18 protein-coding genes are annotated in these 14,316 nt (G+C 61.5%); 8 read left to right on the top strand and 10 right to left on the bottom strand.

What is annotated here, in order from left to right; translation table 11 throughout:
- Positions 1 to 65 precede the first annotated feature (65 nt).
- A complete protein-coding gene (locus LOY70_RS28865; protein ID WP_025216106.1) occupies positions 66 to 326 on the bottom strand; it encodes an accessory factor UbiK family protein in 261 nt (86 codons plus the stop codon).
- 414 nt (positions 327 to 740) lie between these two features.
- Between LOY70_RS28865 and glnK the strand changes: the two genes are divergently transcribed.
- The 4 genes from glnK (at position 741) to sutA (ending at position 3,514) form a co-directional block, all read left to right on the top strand.
- Complete coding sequence (glnK, locus tag LOY70_RS28860; protein WP_002555808.1) at positions 741 to 1,079, top strand: P-II family nitrogen regulator; 339 nt, start codon at positions 741 to 743, stop codon at positions 1,077 to 1,079.
- Positions 1,080 to 1,112: 33 nt separating this feature from the next.
- Positions 1,113 to 2,447 carry an ammonium transporter gene (locus LOY70_RS28855; RefSeq protein WP_025216105.1) on the top strand — a complete coding sequence of 445 codons (1,335 nt, stop codon included), beginning with the start codon at positions 1,113 to 1,115 and terminating at the stop codon, positions 2,445 to 2,447.
- Between the two features lie 213 nt (positions 2,448 to 2,660).
- A complete protein-coding gene (locus LOY70_RS28850) occupies positions 2,661 to 3,086 on the top strand; it encodes a secondary thiamine-phosphate synthase enzyme YjbQ (protein WP_014340828.1) in 426 nt (141 codons plus the stop codon).
- A gap of 101 nt (positions 3,087 to 3,187) precedes the next feature.
- Positions 3,188 to 3,514, top strand: coding sequence for a transcriptional regulator SutA (sutA, locus tag LOY70_RS28845; RefSeq protein ID WP_123343551.1), 327 nt, complete (start codon positions 3,188 to 3,190; stop codon positions 3,512 to 3,514).
- Positions 3,515 to 3,732: 218 nt separating this feature from the next.
- Here sutA and LOY70_RS28840 read toward each other — a convergent pair whose 3' ends face one another.
- From LOY70_RS28840 to lptM, 6 genes are read right to left on the bottom strand one after another with little or no spacing between them, the layout of a single operon-like run.
- Complete coding sequence (locus tag LOY70_RS28840) at positions 3,733 to 4,437, bottom strand: HAD family hydrolase (protein ID WP_265032011.1); 705 nt, start codon at positions 4,435 to 4,437, stop codon at positions 3,733 to 3,735.
- Positions 4,434 to 5,333, bottom strand: coding sequence for a tyrosine recombinase XerC (xerC, locus tag LOY70_RS28835; protein WP_265038225.1), 900 nt, complete (start codon positions 5,331 to 5,333; stop codon positions 4,434 to 4,436). The genes LOY70_RS28840 and xerC overlap by 4 nt, the downstream gene beginning before the upstream one ends.
- A 2-nt stretch (positions 5,334 to 5,335) precedes the next feature.
- Positions 5,336 to 6,058 (bottom strand): DUF484 family protein, encoded by a 723-nt coding sequence (locus LOY70_RS28830; RefSeq protein WP_265032010.1) that lies wholly within the window; start codon positions 6,056 to 6,058, stop codon positions 5,336 to 5,338.
- A 13-nt stretch (positions 6,059 to 6,071) separates the two neighbouring features.
- Positions 6,072 to 6,902, bottom strand: coding sequence for a diaminopimelate epimerase (dapF, locus tag LOY70_RS28825; protein WP_060740090.1), 831 nt, complete (start codon positions 6,900 to 6,902; stop codon positions 6,072 to 6,074).
- 4 nt (positions 6,903 to 6,906) lie between these two features.
- Positions 6,907 to 8,154 carry a diaminopimelate decarboxylase gene (lysA, locus tag LOY70_RS28820; protein WP_265032008.1) on the bottom strand — a complete coding sequence of 416 codons (1,248 nt, stop codon included), beginning with the start codon at positions 8,152 to 8,154 and terminating at the stop codon, positions 6,907 to 6,909.
- Between the two features lie 9 nt (positions 8,155 to 8,163).
- Positions 8,164 to 8,334 (bottom strand): LPS translocon maturation chaperone LptM, encoded by a 171-nt coding sequence (gene lptM, locus LOY70_RS28815; protein WP_109752655.1) that lies wholly within the window; start codon positions 8,332 to 8,334, stop codon positions 8,164 to 8,166.
- A gap of 205 nt (positions 8,335 to 8,539) precedes the next feature.
- Between lptM and cyaY the strand changes: the two genes are divergently transcribed.
- From cyaY to rnk, 3 genes are all read left to right on the top strand, one after another.
- On the top strand, positions 8,540 to 8,872 hold the full coding sequence (gene cyaY, locus LOY70_RS28810) for an iron donor protein CyaY (RefSeq protein ID WP_123343557.1): 333 nt from the start codon (positions 8,540 to 8,542) through the stop codon (positions 8,870 to 8,872).
- Positions 8,873 to 8,876: 4 nt separating this feature from the next.
- Complete coding sequence (locus tag LOY70_RS28805) at positions 8,877 to 9,095, top strand: DUF1289 domain-containing protein (protein WP_265032005.1); 219 nt, start codon at positions 8,877 to 8,879, stop codon at positions 9,093 to 9,095.
- 177 nt (positions 9,096 to 9,272) lie between these two features.
- Positions 9,273 to 9,683 carry a nucleoside diphosphate kinase regulator gene (gene rnk, locus LOY70_RS28800; protein ID WP_123343559.1) on the top strand — a complete coding sequence of 137 codons (411 nt, stop codon included), beginning with the start codon at positions 9,273 to 9,275 and terminating at the stop codon, positions 9,681 to 9,683.
- Between the two features lie 5 nt (positions 9,684 to 9,688).
- Here the strand turns inward: rnk and LOY70_RS28795 are convergent, their stop codons facing one another.
- The 3 genes from LOY70_RS28795 to LOY70_RS28785 all read right to left on the bottom strand — a co-directional run bounded on the left by LOY70_RS28795 (position 9,689) and on the right by LOY70_RS28785 (position 13,527).
- Positions 9,689 to 12,532 (bottom strand): class I adenylate cyclase, encoded by a 2,844-nt coding sequence (locus tag LOY70_RS28795; RefSeq protein ID WP_265032003.1) that lies wholly within the window; start codon positions 12,530 to 12,532, stop codon positions 9,689 to 9,691.
- 179 nt (positions 12,533 to 12,711) lie between these two features.
- Positions 12,712 to 12,960 carry a TIGR02647 family protein gene (locus LOY70_RS28790; RefSeq protein ID WP_025216093.1) on the bottom strand — a complete coding sequence of 83 codons (249 nt, stop codon included), beginning with the start codon at positions 12,958 to 12,960 and terminating at the stop codon, positions 12,712 to 12,714.
- Positions 12,961 to 13,242: 282 nt separating this feature from the next.
- Positions 13,243 to 13,527, bottom strand: a complete 285-nt coding sequence (locus tag LOY70_RS28785; RefSeq protein ID WP_265032001.1) for a hypothetical protein — start codon at positions 13,525 to 13,527, stop codon at positions 13,243 to 13,245.
- Positions 13,528 to 13,651: 124 nt separating this feature from the next.
- Here LOY70_RS28785 and LOY70_RS28780 point away from each other — a divergent pair, with 124 nt between their 5' ends.
- Positions 13,652 to 14,311, top strand: coding sequence for a glutathione S-transferase family protein (locus tag LOY70_RS28780; protein WP_265031999.1), 660 nt, complete (start codon positions 13,652 to 13,654; stop codon positions 14,309 to 14,311).
- The last annotated feature ends 5 nt before the right edge of the window (positions 14,312 to 14,316 follow it).

The raw sequence follows: 14,316 nt of genomic DNA, 5'->3' as shown, positions 1-14,316 counted from the left end.
GCCAGGCGTGTCGCGCCGGCGGCGGCTCAGTGTCCGTGGTCCGCCGGGCGGTGGCCCGAGGCGGGTTATTCCTGTGCTGGGGCCAGTCGCGCTTCCAGCTCCGCGACCTTGGTTTCCAGACTCTCGAGCCGTGCCCGGGTTCGGGCCAGCACGACCATCTGGCTATCGAATTCTTCCCGACTCACCAGGTCCAGCTTGCTGAATCCGCTTTGCAGCAGGGCCTTGAACTGGCTTTCGATTTCGCTTTTGGGCAGAGGGGTATCGCCGCTCAAGAGGCGGGAAGCATGGCCGCTCAGGGCGTCGAGGAGGTCTTTGGGCGCAAGCATGGCAGGTGTCCTGGAAACAATGGCAGGCAGTGTATCACGCAGTGTCTATAGTCAATTCGCGAGCAACGGATGCACGCTTTTCGCGCACGAGGCCGGGCGTCGTCGCACTGTTGTTGTGCGTAACGCTGCGGTTTGTGGCGCAGCGCAGGCCGGCAGACGCTTGAAAGGATTGAAATCAGTGGGGTTGGGCACAGATGGCAAGCTTTCTGCTTAGAGGCTGATGACCCATGCACTGATGCAGTCGTTGTGACGAATGCAGTGCAACAGGCGGAGCGGGGAGTTTCGTCAGGAGCGGTTAACTGGCACCAGTCGGGCAACTTGGGCCGACGATGCGTTACAAAGCCAGGCACTGCGCTTAGACTTGAGTCGGGTTTGTTTTCCTGGGGCAAGTCCACCAATTCGGGAGAAAGTTTCATGAAGCTAGTCACTGCCATCATCAAGCCGTTCAAGTTGGACGACGTGCGCGAGTCGTTGTCCGAGATCGGCGTGCAGGGCATTACCGTTACTGAGGTCAAAGGCTTCGGTCGGCAAAAAGGTCATACCGAGCTGTATCGCGGCGCGGAATACGTGGTCGATTTCCTGCCGAAAGTGAAGATCGATGTCGCCATTGACGACAAGGATCTTGACCGGGTGATCGAGGCAATCACCAAGGCCGCCAACACCGGCAAGATTGGTGACGGAAAGATCTTTGTGGTCAATCTGGAACAGGCTATTCGCATCCGTACCGGCGAAACCGATACCGACGCTATCTAAGCCGCCAAACCCAACGCCCCAGGAGAAAACAATATGACTCTGCGTAAATTCGCAGGGCTAGGAGCCCTGTTGTCCTTCGCAATGCCTGGCCTGGCCATGGCAGAAGAAGCGGCAGCCCCAGTCCTGAATTCCGGCGACACCGCCTGGATGCTGACTGCCACGATTCTTGTACTGTTTATGACCATTCCCGGTCTGGCGCTGTTCTACGGCGGCATGGTTCGGTCGAAAAACCTTCTTTCCGTGATGATGCAGTGCTTCGCCATTACCGGTCTGATCAGCGTCCTGTGGGTCATTTATGGCTACAGCATCGCGTTCGATACCACGGGCATGGAGCAGGGCGTCGTCAATTTCAATTCCTTCGTGGGTGGCCTGGGCAAAGCGTTCCTGGCGGGCGTTACCCCGTCCAGCCTGACCGGTCCGGCGGCGCTGTTCCCTGAAGCGGTGTTCATCACCTTCCAAATGACCTTCGCCATCATCACCCCGGCGCTGATTGTCGGTGCGTTTGCCGAGCGGATGAAGTTCTCCGCCATGCTGGTCTTCATGGGCGTGTGGTTCACCCTGGTGTATGCACCGATTGCACACATGGTCTGGTCCGGTAACGGCGGCCTGCTGTGGGACTGGGGCGTGCTGGACTTCGCTGGCGGCACCGTGGTGCACATCAACGCCGGTATCGCCGGCCTGGTGGCGTGCCTGGTACTGGGCAAGCGCAAAGGCTTCCCGACCACGCCAATGGCACCGCATAACCTGGGTTACACCCTGATGGGCGCCGCCATGCTGTGGGTCGGCTGGTTCGGCTTCAACGCCGGTTCCGCCGTCGCCGCCAACGGCACCGCCGGCATGGCGATGCTGGTCACCCAGATTGCCACCGCCGCTGCCGCGCTGGGCTGGATGTTTGCCGAGTGGATCACCCATGGCAAGCCAAGCGCACTGGGCATTGCCTCGGGCGTAGTGGCGGGTCTGGTCGCGATTACCCCGGCTGCCGGCACCGTGGGCCCGATGGGCGCCCTGGTCATCGGCCTGGCAGCAGGCGTGGTGTGCTTCTTCTGCGCCACCACCCTCAAGCGCAAACTCGGTTATGACGATTCCCTGGACGCCTTCGGCGTGCATGGCATTGGCGGTATCCTCGGCGCGATCCTGACCGGCGTGTTCGCAGCACCGGCCCTGGGTGGCTTCGGCACTGTGACCGATATCGGTGCGCAAGTGTGGATTCAATTCAAGGGTGTGGCTTTCACGGTGGTCTACACCGCGATCGTCACTTTCATCATCCTCAAGGTGCTGGACGCCGTCATGGGTCTGCGTGTCTCCGAGGAAGAAGAAGCCGTGGGCCTGGACCTGGCCCAGCACAACGAGCGTGGTTACAACCTGTAAACACGCGCGATAAAAAAATGCCCGGTTCGCCGGGCATTTTTTTGTCCGGGATTTGTCAGTGCTCACATAGCGCGCTGGTTTTCCCGACGTCTTTTGTTGTGGATGCGACATCGGTTTTTCTACGGCCAAAGGCTTACGTAGAGGCAGGCGCATTAGGCCCTTTGTTTTTTCCCAGAGCGCGCTAGAATGCGCGCCGAACGTGCGGAGATCTGTATGTGGCAACAGACGCTGATAACCCTGCGGGCAAGGCCCCGGGGCTTTCATCTGGTAACGGACGAGTTGCTCGCCGGCCTGCCTGAACTCCAGGCGTGTCGTGTCGGTCTGTTGCATCTGTGGCTGCAGCATACCTCGGCCTCGTTGACCATCAACGAGAACGCCGATCCGGCGGTGCGTCGAGACTTCGAACGATTTTTCAATCGGCTGATCCCACAAGGAACCGCCGATTATGAGCACAACGACGAAGGCCTGGACGACCTCCCGGCGCACTTCAAGGCCAGCGTGCTGGGTTGTCAGCTCAGTCTGCCGGTCACGGCAGGACGGTTGGCGCTGGGTACCTGGCAAGGTGTCTATCTGGGCGAGCACCGTGATCATGGCGGTGCTCGTAAAGTCCTCGCCACCTTGTACGGTGAAGGGGCATAACCGCTGTTTGCTGGCGGATGTTGAATTTTTTCTGGCAGCCTTCGACAGATGGCGAAGCTGGGCTATAACTAATCTGCTTTTCGCAAGTCATGAGGTAGAACATGAGCGACGATGATCTGGAAAACGACGACCTCGAAGTAGGTGACGAAGACGAGGCCGAAGAAGGCCTGGAAGCAGCGGCTGAAGACGTTGCCGACGATGATGAAGGGGCCGATGTACCGGCACCGACCGCCAAAGGCAAGGCCAAGGCGGCGGTATCGGTCGACGAGTTGCCGAGCGTAGAGGCCAAGAACAAGGAGCGTGATGCGCTCGCCAAGGCCATGGAGGAATTCCTGGCCAGGGGTGGAAAGGTGCAGGAAGTGGAGGCCAACGTGGTCGCTGATCCGCCCAAGAAGCCTGATAACAAGTACGGCAGCCGCCCTATCTGAGCTTTTGCTTCTTGCTTGCTGAAAAAGCCCGCCGTCGCTGCGGGCTTTTTCATGGGCGCAGTTCCCAGGCCAGACGCAGTCCCTGTGGGAGCGGGCTTGCTCGCGAAGGCGGCGCTACATTCAACAACTGTGCAAGCTGACCCACCGCTTTCGCGAGCAAGCCCGCTCCCACAGGATTTGTATCCGGCATAGCGCCGCAGTACACCGCTTCAAAGGGTTCAGGGCTGGCTATGCCACCCCGCCAGCAGCCCTGGCAATTCAGTCAGGCTGCGAATCTCCGCATCCGGCGCGTGATCGGCGTCCCAGGCCTTGCCCGCCGGGTTGAACCACACGGCGCGCAGGCCGGCCTGTTGGGCGCCGGCGATGTCATCGCCCGGATGATCACCGATGTGCACGGCGGTCTGCGCCGTGGCACCGCCCCGTTGCAAGGCCTCGTGGAACAGTCGCGCGTCCGGCTTGGCGATGCCGATGTCTTCGGCGCACAGGGCGAATTTGAAATAATCTGCCAGCCCCAGGCGACGCACATCGGCGTTGCCATTGGTGACCACGCCGAGGGCGAAATGATTGGCCAGGATTTCCAGGGTGGGCTGCACCTCGGGGAAAATGTCCAGTTGATGACGGGCCTGCAGGAACGTCTCGAATGCCTGGTCCGCCAGCTCGGACGCTTGCCACTGGTCATAGCCGGCTTCCTGCAAGGCCCGAAACAGCACGCGCCGGCGCAATGCACTGATGCGATGCTTCAAGCCTGGCTCTTCGCGCAGTACTTGCTCGCGAATTGCCCAAAGGTGCTCCACCGGCAAGCCACCCAGATTGGGGGCGTTGTCGGTCAGCCACTGGCGTAATACGGCTTCGGCGCTGGCGATCACCGGGGCGGTGTCCCACAGGGTGTCGTCGAGGTCGAAAGTGATGAGCTCGATGGTCATGATGCGTCGCCCTTGATGCGTTTGGCCCTGGGATGGGCACTGTCATAGACCGTCGCCAGATGCTGGAAATCCAGGTGGGTATAGATCTGTGTGGTCTTGATGTCCGAATGGCCGAGCAACTCCTGGACGGCGCGCAGGTCCTGGGAGGACTCCAGCAAATGGCTGGCGAAGGAATGCCTGAGCATGTGCGGGTGCAGGTTCTGTCCCAACTCACGTTCGCCGGCCGCCTTGACCCGCACCTGGATCGCTCGCGGGCCGAGGCGTCGACCCTGTTGGCTGACGAACACCGCGTCGTCGGCGGGGTTGGTCAACGCCCGCAGCGGCAGCCATAGAGCCAGGGCTTCGCGGGCCTTGCGGCCGATGGGTAGCAAGCGTGTCTTGCTGCCTTTGCCGAGCACCTGGACCATGCCGTCGGCCAGGTCCAATTGATCCAGGTTCAGCCCTGTCAGCTCCGAAAGCCGCAGGCCGGAAGAATAGAACAGCTCGAGAATCGCCTGGTCCCGTCGCGCCAGGAAGTCATCCTCAACGGCACCTTCAAGCAGTTGCAGGGCGCGATCGGTGTCGAGGGTTTTCGGCAGCCGGCGTTCGCCCTTGGGCGGCGCCAGGCCGGTGGCCGGGTCGTGATCGCACAGGCCTTCGCGATTGAGGTAGTGGTACAAGCCGCGCACCGCCGACAACAGGCGCGCCAGGCTGCGGGAAGATTGCCCCTGTTGATGCAAGCGCGCGATCAGGCTGCGCAAACGCTGGATATCCAGGGCCGTCCAACTGCTGATGTTCTGTTTCTGGCACCAGCCCAGCACTTTTTCCAGGTCGCGGCGATAAGCCGACAACGTATGGGGCGACACCTGGCGCTCACTGCGCAGGTGTTCGCAGTAGGCGTCCAGTTGTCGTTCCATCATCAGCGTACCGAGCGCAGCGAGCCGGCAACCCGTGGCAGTACCCGGCCGGTGACTTCGGCGATGTAGCTCAGGAACAGCGTACCCACCGAGCTCTTATAATGCTGCGGATCGCGGCTGGCGATGGCCAGCACGCCATGCACGCCTTGATGGGCAATGGCGACGACGGCAGTGGAGCCGATCTGCTTGCGCTGTTCTTCGCCGAACAGGAAGTCCAGCTCATGCTCGCGCAGGCTGCCACTGACGCTTTTGTTTTCCGTCAGCAGGCCGCCGATGGCGGTCTGTGCATCGGCGTGGGTCACCCAGCGGCCCACCGGCATGGCGCTGTCGCCGAACAGGATCAGGCTGACAAAAGGCACCTGGAAATCCTGGCGCAGGCTGTCTTCGACGCTCATGACCAGGTCTTCTAGGGTGCTGGCGTCCATCAGGGCCAGGATCAGCCGACGGGTCTTGTCGAAGAGCCGGTCGTTGTCCCGGGCCACGTCCATCAGGTGCGAAAGACGATGGCGCATTTCGATGTTGCGCTCGCGCAGGATTTTCATCTGGTGCTCCACCAGCGACACGGTGTCGCCGCGCCGGTGGGGGATGCGCATCGTCGCAAGCAGTTCTTCATGCTCGACGAAGAAGTCCGGATGAGCCTCCAGGTAAGCGGCCACGGCCGCGACTTCTGGAAGGCTGGGAGATTCGTCGGGCTGTGGGGCTGGAACCTGTGGCTGATCGGTCATGGGTTTGGCTCACTCAAAGACGAACTTGTCCTTCGTATACGCGCACTGCCGGGCCGGTCATCATCACCGGTTGGCCAGGGCCTGCCCATTCGATGGACAGGCGCCCGCCGGGCAGGTCGATCAACAATGGCGAATCCATCCACCCCTGGCTGATCGCAGCGACGGCAGCGGCACAGGCGCCGGTACCGCAGGCTTGGGTTTCCCCGGCGCCGCGTTCCCAGACGCGCAATTGTGCGCGGTGACGGTCGATGACCTGCAGGAAACCGACATTCACCCGCGCGGGGAAGCGCGGATGGTGTTCGATTTTAGGCCCCAGCTCATGCACCGGGGCGCTGTTGATATCGGCCACTCGCAGCACGGCATGGGGGTTGCCCATGGAAACCGCCGCCAGTTCCACCGTGTTGCCATCGACTTCCAACGGATAGCTCAGAGCCTGGGCCGGCGCTTCGAATGGAATGTCCGCCGGTACCAGGCGCGGAGCACCCATGTTGACGCCGATCTGGCCGTCGCTGCGCACATCCAGTTCGATGATGCCGCTCTTGGTCTCGACGCGGATCTGCCGCTTGGCCGTCAGGCGCTTGTCCAGCACGAAGCGGGCGAAGCAGCGCGCGCCGTTGCCGCATTGCTCCACTTCCGAGCCGTCGGCGTTGAAGATCCGATAACGGAAATCCACGTCCGGGTTGTTGGGCGCCTCGACGATCAGCAATTGGTCGAAACCGATACCGGTGTGCCGGTCTCCCCATTGCTTGGCATGCTTGGGCAGGATATGCGCGTGCTGGCTGACCAGGTCGAGGACCATGAAGTCATTGCCCAGGCCGTGCATCTTGGTAAAACGCAGCAGCATGGTTCTACTCCGGCAGCAGGCTTTCGCCGGCAAACAACTCGGCTACCGTCTCGCGGCGACGCACTTCGAATGCCTGATCACCGTCCACCAGCACCTCGGCGCAACGGCCGCGGGTGTTGTAGTTGGAACTCATGACAAACCCGTAGGCCCCGGCCGAATGCACGGCCAGCAAATCGCCTTCTTCCAGCGCCAGTTCCCGGCCCTTGGCCAGGAAGTCGCCGGTTTCGCAGATCGGCCCGACGATGTCGTAGGGGCGGGCGGCTGTATCGCGAGGGCGCACGGCGGTGACGTCCATCCACGCCTGGTACAGCGCCGGGCGGATCAGGTCGTTCATGGCCGCATCGACGATGGCGAAATTCTTGTGCTCGGTGTGCTTGAGGTATTCGACCTGGGTCAGCAGCACGCCGGCGTTGGCCACGATGTAGCGGCCCGGCTCGAACATCAGCGCCAGGTCACGGCCTTCGAGGCGCTCGCGCACCGTCTTGATGTAGTCGGCCACCAGGGGCGGCTCTTCATCGCGATAGCGCACGCCGACACCGCCACCGAGGTCGATGTGACGCAGGTAGATGCCGCAGTCGCCGAGGCGGTCGACCAGCGCCAGCAGGCGGTCGAGGGCATCGATGAACGGTTCGAGGGTGGTCAGCTGCGAGCCGATGTGGCAATCGACGCCGAGCACTTCCAGGTTCGGCAGTTGGGCGGCGCGCACGTACACGTCTTCGGCGTCGGCAATGGCGATGCCGAACTTGTTTTCCTTGAGACCGGTGGAGATGTATGGGTGGGTGCCGGCGTCGACGTCCGGGTTCACGCGCAGGGAGATCGGAGCGCGGACGCCCAGCTCGGCGGCGACGATTTGCAGGCGCTCGAGCTCGTCGGTGGATTCGATGTTGAAGCAATGCACGCCAACTTCCAGGGCGCGGCGCATGTCTTCACGGGTCTTGCCGACGCCGGAAAACACGATCTTGTCGGCGCTGCCGCCGGCCGCCAGGACGCGTTCGAGCTCTCCGCCGGAGACGATGTCGAAACCGGCGCCCAGGCGCGCCAGGACATTGAGCACACCCAGGTTGGAGTTGGCTTTTACGGCGAAACACACCAGGTGCGGCATGCCGGCAAGGGCATCGGCAAAGGCCAGGTATTGGGCTTCGATGTGGGCGCGGGAATAGACGTAGGTCGGCGTGCCGAAACGTTCGGCGATGGCGGACAGGGCAACCCCTTCCGCGAACAGCTCCCCGCCACGGTAGTTAAAAGCGTCCATGGCGTTCCCTTAGTAAGTGGTGTGGGTGTCGTGCGCGTGGGATTTGGCTTGCGACGACTTGGCCTGCTCTTCAGGGGACTTGCTGTCGTCAGGCAGGTACAGCGGACCTTTTTGACCACAGGCCGTCACAAGGCAGGCAACCGCGACGAGCGCAGCAAGGGAAGAGATCAGGCGCTTCATGGCGAAATCCTTGAAAATGCGTTAATTGCGCCGGAGTATACCGGCCACCCGGCGGCTTGCCTATGCAACGGGGCTCCCGTCCGACAGGCCACCGGGCATTTCCCGGCGCGGGCTGTCGCCGGTCGGTATATCCTTTGCAATCGCCGGGAAGCGTCCGTATCTTTGCGGCGCTTGAGCATGAGCAGACATTTTCGAGGTTGCCGCAATGAGTTTGACTGAAGCCCGTTTCCACGATCTGGTCGATACCACCCAGCAAACGCTGGAGGATGTGTTTGACGACAGTGACCTGGATGTCGACCTGGAAAGCTCCGCCGGCGTGTTGACCGTCAAGTTCGAGAACGGCACCCAGTTGATCTTCAGTCGCCAGGAGCCGTTGCGGCAGTTATGGCTGGCGGCGGTGTCTGGCGGGTTCCACTTCGACTACAACGAGGAAAGCGAGCGCTGGCAGTGCGACAAGAGCGAGGAGCAGTTGGGCGAGATGCTCGAGCGCATCGTCAAGCAGCAGGCGGGCGTGGAACTCGAGTTCGAAGGCCTGTGACGGCGTGAGCCAGATCGCCCCGCCACGGCCCCCCAAGCCGCTCTACAGCAACGTCAGCCCCACCGTGCCGTCACCCTGTACCAGCGTGTGCAAACTGGATGAACAGAAGGTCTGCCTCGGCTGTTTCCGTCATGTGGAAGACATCCGCGAATGGCGCTCGGCCGACGATGAGCGCCGCCGGGTTATCTGTGCCGAGGCGCTTGAGCGCCAGTCGCTGAGGTAATTTGTGGCGAGGTGATGTTGCTTCCCATGACAATGAGTAGACCCCGCCCGGGTTGTTTATTTATTGAGCTGTGATAGTGTCCGGCTACGCCTCAACTCATCGAGGCCCGTGAAAACCCCGTCTTCTTGTGGCGGGGTTTTGCTTTTTTTGTGCAGAAGAAAGGAGTCTGCCAGGATCATGACCGCACCTTCCATCACCCTTACCCGTCTGGACGTACAGCGTCTGGAACGCCTGATCGACAGCCTCGATGAAACGCTGCCGGGCGTGATTGCGTTGCAAACCGAACTGGATCGCGCCGATAACCTGGTGGGCCACGATGAAGTGCCCGCCGATGTCGTGACCATGAACTCACGCGTGCACTGCCGCGAAGAAAGCAGTGGCAAGGACTATCACCTGACCCTGGTCTACCCCCAGGACGCGAATGCCGACGAAGGCAAGATTTCGATCCTCGCCCCGGTGGGCAGCGCATTGCTGGGGCTGAAGGTCGGCCAGCACATCGACTGGCCGGCCCCAGGTGGCAAGACGCTGAAACTGACGTTGCTGGCCGTGGAATATCAGCCTGAAGCGGGCGGTGATTTCCACCTCTGAGGGCGTCAGACCGAGGCCAGCGCCTCGTTCAGCGCGCGTTCCAGGTCGGCCTTGTAGCGCAGGTACAAATTACTTGAACAGGCGCCATCGCCCACCAGGCCCGAGAGGTCCAGGTCGGTGATGTAGCAACGGTAGCGCTTGGCCTCGCGGCGTTGCTCGACGATCTCCCTGGCGACCACGCTGAACAACTGGTCGCCATGTTCCAACTCCGAAAACTCCTGCTGATCGCAATACAGGGTGACGTGCACCTGCCCGTGCGCGGCTTTGCCGATGATGGCCTGCACGTCGTAGAACGGCTTGTTTTCTGGCGTCTGCGGCGTTTGTCGCGCCTCGATCCGCCGTGCTCGTCCGGGGCCTGAGGGCAGGAGCTGGTAGTACAGGGTTTCCAGGGTCAACGGCTGGGCGGCATCCATCGGCAGCAGGGCGTCGCGGCGGTACAGCACCGATTGCAGGAAGCGTTGCAGTGGCACCAGCAGGCTGTGCTCGTCGTGGTACGGCAGGCGTTGTTGCCACAAGGCGTTGAATTCATCGAGCACGTACAGCTCGGCGTCGTCCTCGTTGATCCGGTAGAACACCTGAATGCACTCGGGCTGGCCCATGGGCAGGACCAGCGCCAGGTCGTGGTCTTCCAGGGCCATCGAGTCCAGATGCAGCGGGCTGTAGGCCGTCAGTTCCTCGCCCAGGTAATCCATCAGTGCCGACAGGCTGCCCAGCGCCACATGGTTGACATGGCCGGGCACCAGCTCCAGTACGTGATAGTGCTGCTGGACCTGAAGCAGATAGCGATGGTTGAGCCGGCTCAACAGCAGGGTCTGGGCCGTTTCGATGACGTCCTCGACCCGTCGTGCGATGAACTGCGCGCGGTTGTGGCAGAAGCAGCGTACCTGCAAGCGCGGCTGGCGCTGCGTGACGGGCAGGTCGTTGAGGTAGTCGCGCAGGCAGTCGAGCAGGGCGTGCTCGCCGTCGAAGCGGTTGACCAGCACTTCATTCCAGCTGTTGAGCGTGATCTGGTCGAGGGTCAGCACCAGGTTCTCCCGCACCCCGGCGTAGCTCAGGGAGTCGGTGCGCTCGGTGGTCATCAGGATATTCAGGTCGCGGTGATGCTTGAGCGGGTCGACGCCGACGTTCACCAGGATCAACACTTCGCTGGGTACGCTGGCGCGCAGCAATTGCTCTTCATCCACGGTGGTCAGGGGCAGGGCGATGGACTGTTGCAGGCTGCCCAGCAGGTTGAACAATTCGAACTCGCTCAGGTCGCTGTCCCCTGGGTGCAGCGCCAGGCGCGTGCTGCTGTCGATCACGCCGTTGCGATGACACCAGGTCAGCAGTTCCAGCAACTCGCGGCTGCGTTTGATCGGCGCGAAGTTTTCCCACTCCAGGGCGTTGAGGCTGCCGTTGTACAGGCCCCACTGATTCTGTCCCGGTTCTTTCTTGTTGGGTGACTGCACCAGCGTCAGGGTGTCTTCGGCCAAGTCCGGGGCAATGCCAGGGTTGATGAACTCGACCTTGTCGGCCTTGCGTTCGAAAGCGGCGTACAACCGCCTGCCAAGGACGTTAAGGTCGCGCCTGTTGATCAGGCTGACGGTTTTCTCGGTGCGGGCGAACTGGGTCAGGAAGCGATAGCTGTGGGTGAGCTCGTTGACCAGCGCTCGTCGCTCGTGGCTGACCTGGCGCACCTTCCATTGGCTGCGACTGTCCAGCAGCGCCAGTTGACGCTGGTCCCAGCCCCATTCCTGGGCCAGTCGTTCGAGCAGCACCCGTTGCCAGCCGCTGCTGCGCCCCTGGCCGGTTAGCTTGCGATTGACCTTCAGGTACAGCGCCCGTCGGATCAACTCCAGGCGTTCGGGTTCGCCACGGGCATTGAGGTATTCCTCCAGGCGGCGGTAGACCACCATGTACGGGTCGAGCTCTTCCAGGTCCAGGCGATTGGCAAACACAGCCTGCTTGAAGCGCAGGCTCAGGCAGCGCACGTTCGGGTGCTCGCTGGCATAAACCTCGGTCAGCAGTAGCTTGAGCACAGACTTGTACGGCGATTCGATGCCTTTGAATAATTGCCAGAGCCCGGCGCCGATGAATTCTCCCGCGGGGATGTAGGCCAGATGCCCGAGATCCAGGGTTTCATCCGCGCGGATGAAGCGCTTGGAAATCAGCGTATGGGTGTACTGCTCATAATTGTCTTCTTCATAGACCGGCACCAGCCACCAGATCGGTGTGCGCCCGGCCAGCCAGATCGCGGTGCGGTAGAACTCGTCCAGCAGCAGATAGTGCTGGGTCGTGCCGCAATCGTCGGAACTGAGCTGATTGTCCCGGTCTCCTCGCACGAAACGCGCTGGGTCGATCAGAAAAAAGTGGGCTTCGGCGCCCTGGGTCGCGGCCCAGGCCTCCAGCAGCTGGCATTTCTTGCGCAACTCGGCCAGTTCGTCGTCGCTCAGGTCCGGCCCGTGGCAGACCCACACATCCATGTCGCTCTGATCGGCCTGGGCCAGCGTGCCCAGGCTGCCCATCAAAAACAGGCCAAGAATCGGGCGCGGCGGATTGCTGCCGTGGCGCGGCTTGTAGGAGAACGAACGGGTCAGCCGCTGGGCCTCGGCCAGGACGCTGGCGTCGGGCTCATAGTTCGACAGCCCGGCAGGCGTACCGCCCGAGACGTAGCCAGGCAGCAGTGGATGGTTGACGTGGAAAAACAGCGGCAGCAACGTCAACACGCCTTGCTGGCGGGTCGACAGGCCTTCCAGGGCGCGCTCCATCCGGACGCTGTTGAGCTTGAGAAAACGTGCGCGCAACTGGCTCAGGACCTTGCGGTCGATTCCCTCGTCCAGATCGGGGCGTATTTCGTGATTGCGGGTCATGTCGGCTCAAACCGGCTCGCGGCGTCGAACGTGGGAGATCACAGCTAATGGCAGTTTAGCGCCCGACCTTGGGAATTCTTAAGCTGAAAATGGGTTTTTGACGTCAGATTTTTTACACGGGGTGCCAGTGCGCCTGCGGAAATCTCGCTGAAGGAGATTTCCGTGGGCGGCAGGGGGAGTCAGGCGGCTTCTTGAACAACGTTAAGAATGGTCAACAGGCTTTGCACATGCTCGGCGGCATCTCGGCCCAGGCTGGTCAGGTAACCGCCATCGGACAGGGTGATCAGGTCTTTTTCGTACAGGCGTTTGGCAGCAGCGATGGCAGAGGGGGCAGCGGTCTGATGGATTTTCAGGCCTTCCTGGGAACTGTCCAGGTTGAAGAGTGCAAGGATTTCCAGTTCGGCAACCAGCTCAGGGGTAAGCGACATAAGGACTCCAGACTTTCTAGGAATGTGGACGACAGCGTTACTAAGGTGAGCGTAGTCGGCCGGGCTGTCCAGTGTCAGCGTCATGGTTTTTTTGTTTCGGGTGACGGAACACCGCTGTTCTGCAGGTGGAACACCCTGTGGCGAGGGGATTTATCCCCGCTGGACTGCGAAGCAGGCCCAAGGAAACAGGCGCGCTCGTTGTTGGGGCCGCTTCGCGACCCAGCGGGGCGGTGCGACGTTTCGCTAAATCCCCTCGCCACAGGAGCAACTTTGCCTCACGGTTTATTTCTTTTCCGGCGGCAACTCGGGAAGGGCGCGCAGCGCCGTTTCGTACCATTGGGTATCGAACGGGCGGTCTTCTTCGAGAATGGCATCGATCTCATACGCCAATACATGGGCCATGAGGTTGAGGATTTCTTCGCGCTCGTAACCGACCAGGGTCAGCTTGTTGAAGGTGGCCTTGGCCGCTGGTGGGTTGTCGCTTTCGATCTGGTTTTCGATGGCTTCGATCAGCGTGTTCTCGACGAATTCTTCTTCGTCGCTGTCGATGTCGGTTGGCTCGCTCATGGCAGGCTCCTTGGAGAAAGGTCGCCAGTTTACCTGCATTCAGCGCGGTGATGCGCCTGGCGGAACGCACCTTGGCAGTCTATAACGCAAGGCTGCCAACCCCGCACGGCCTGGAGGCTTTGTAATGCTTAAGCTTTATGGTTTCTCTGTCAGTAATTATTACAACATGGTCAAGCTGGCACTGTTGGAGAAGGGCCTGCCCTTCGAAGAAGTGCAGTTCTTTGGCAACCAGACCCCGCAAGCCCTGGCCATCAGCCCGCGCGGCAAGGTCCCGGTGTTGAAGACCGAACAAGGGTTTATCAACGAAACCAGCGTGATTCTCGAATACATCGAGCAAACCCAGCCAGGCAAGGCGCTGCTGCCCAGCGACCCGTTCGAGCGTGCCCAGGTGTTGGCCTTGTGCAGGGAGATCGAGTTGTACATCGAGCTGCCGGGGCGAGCCTGTTATGGCGAGGCGTTTTTCGGCGTGCCGGTGCCTGATGCCATCAAGGAAAAGGCCAAGGCCGAATTGCTGCTGGGGTTCGCCTCGCTCGGCAGGCACGGCAAGTTCTCGCCCTACGTGGCGGGCGATAGCATGAGCCTCGCCGATCTGTATTTCTTCTACAGCTTATCCCTGGCCTTGCAGGTGGGCAGGAAGGTCTTCGATCTCGATTTGCTGGTGGACATGCCGGCGGCCAAGACGCTGATGGAGCGCTTGGAGCAAAATCCGAACGTGCGGCGTATCGCTGCGGACAGGGAGACAGAGATGCCGGCGTTTTTGGCGATGATCGCTGCCAAGAAGTGAGCTTT

Origin of the sequence: Pseudomonas sp. B21-054, from assembly GCF_026016345.1 — a bacterium.
Taxonomy (GTDB): Bacteria; Pseudomonadota; Gammaproteobacteria; order Pseudomonadales; family Pseudomonadaceae; genus Aquipseudomonas.
Note: the sequence above shows the minus strand (reverse complement) of the source record. Positions and strands in the feature narration are given on the sequence as shown.

Bases quoted from the DNA above. Each gene is read 5' to 3' on its own strand.
- LOY70_RS28865 (WP_025216106.1), bottom strand. From the start codon at position 326: ATGCTTGCGCCCAAAGACCTCCTCGACGCCCTGAGCGGCCATGCTTCC.
- glnK (WP_002555808.1), top strand. From the start codon at position 741: ATGAAGCTAGTCACTGCCATCATCAAGCCGTTCAAGTTGGACGACGTG.
- LOY70_RS28855 (WP_025216105.1), top strand. From the start codon at position 1,113: ATGACTCTGCGTAAATTCGCAGGGCTAGGAGCCCTGTTGTCCTTCGCA.
- LOY70_RS28850 (WP_014340828.1), top strand. From the start codon at position 2,661: ATGTGGCAACAGACGCTGATAACCCTGCGGGCAAGGCCCCGGGGCTTT.
- sutA (WP_123343551.1), top strand. From the start codon at position 3,188: ATGAGCGACGATGATCTGGAAAACGACGACCTCGAAGTAGGTGACGAA.
- LOY70_RS28840 (WP_265032011.1), bottom strand. From the start codon at position 4,437: ATGACCATCGAGCTCATCACTTTCGACCTCGACGACACCCTGTGGGAC.
- xerC (WP_265038225.1), bottom strand. From the start codon at position 5,333: ATGGAACGACAACTGGACGCCTACTGCGAACACCTGCGCAGTGAGCGC.
- LOY70_RS28830 (WP_265032010.1), bottom strand. From the start codon at position 6,058: ATGACCGATCAGCCACAGGTTCCAGCCCCACAGCCCGACGAATCTCCC.
- dapF (WP_060740090.1), bottom strand. From the start codon at position 6,902: ATGCTGCTGCGTTTTACCAAGATGCACGGCCTGGGCAATGACTTCATG.
- lysA (WP_265032008.1), bottom strand. From the start codon at position 8,154: ATGGACGCTTTTAACTACCGTGGCGGGGAGCTGTTCGCGGAAGGGGTT.
- lptM (WP_109752655.1), bottom strand. From the start codon at position 8,334: ATGAAGCGCCTGATCTCTTCCCTTGCTGCGCTCGTCGCGGTTGCCTGC.
- cyaY (WP_123343557.1), top strand. From the start codon at position 8,540: ATGAGTTTGACTGAAGCCCGTTTCCACGATCTGGTCGATACCACCCAG.
- rnk (WP_123343559.1), top strand. From the start codon at position 9,273: ATGACCGCACCTTCCATCACCCTTACCCGTCTGGACGTACAGCGTCTG.
- LOY70_RS28795 (WP_265032003.1), bottom strand. From the start codon at position 12,532: ATGACCCGCAATCACGAAATACGCCCCGATCTGGACGAGGGAATCGAC.
- LOY70_RS28790 (WP_025216093.1), bottom strand. From the start codon at position 12,960: ATGTCGCTTACCCCTGAGCTGGTTGCCGAACTGGAAATCCTTGCACTC.
- LOY70_RS28785 (WP_265032001.1), bottom strand. From the start codon at position 13,527: ATGAGCGAGCCAACCGACATCGACAGCGACGAAGAAGAATTCGTCGAG.
- LOY70_RS28780 (WP_265031999.1), top strand. From the start codon at position 13,652: ATGCTTAAGCTTTATGGTTTCTCTGTCAGTAATTATTACAACATGGTC.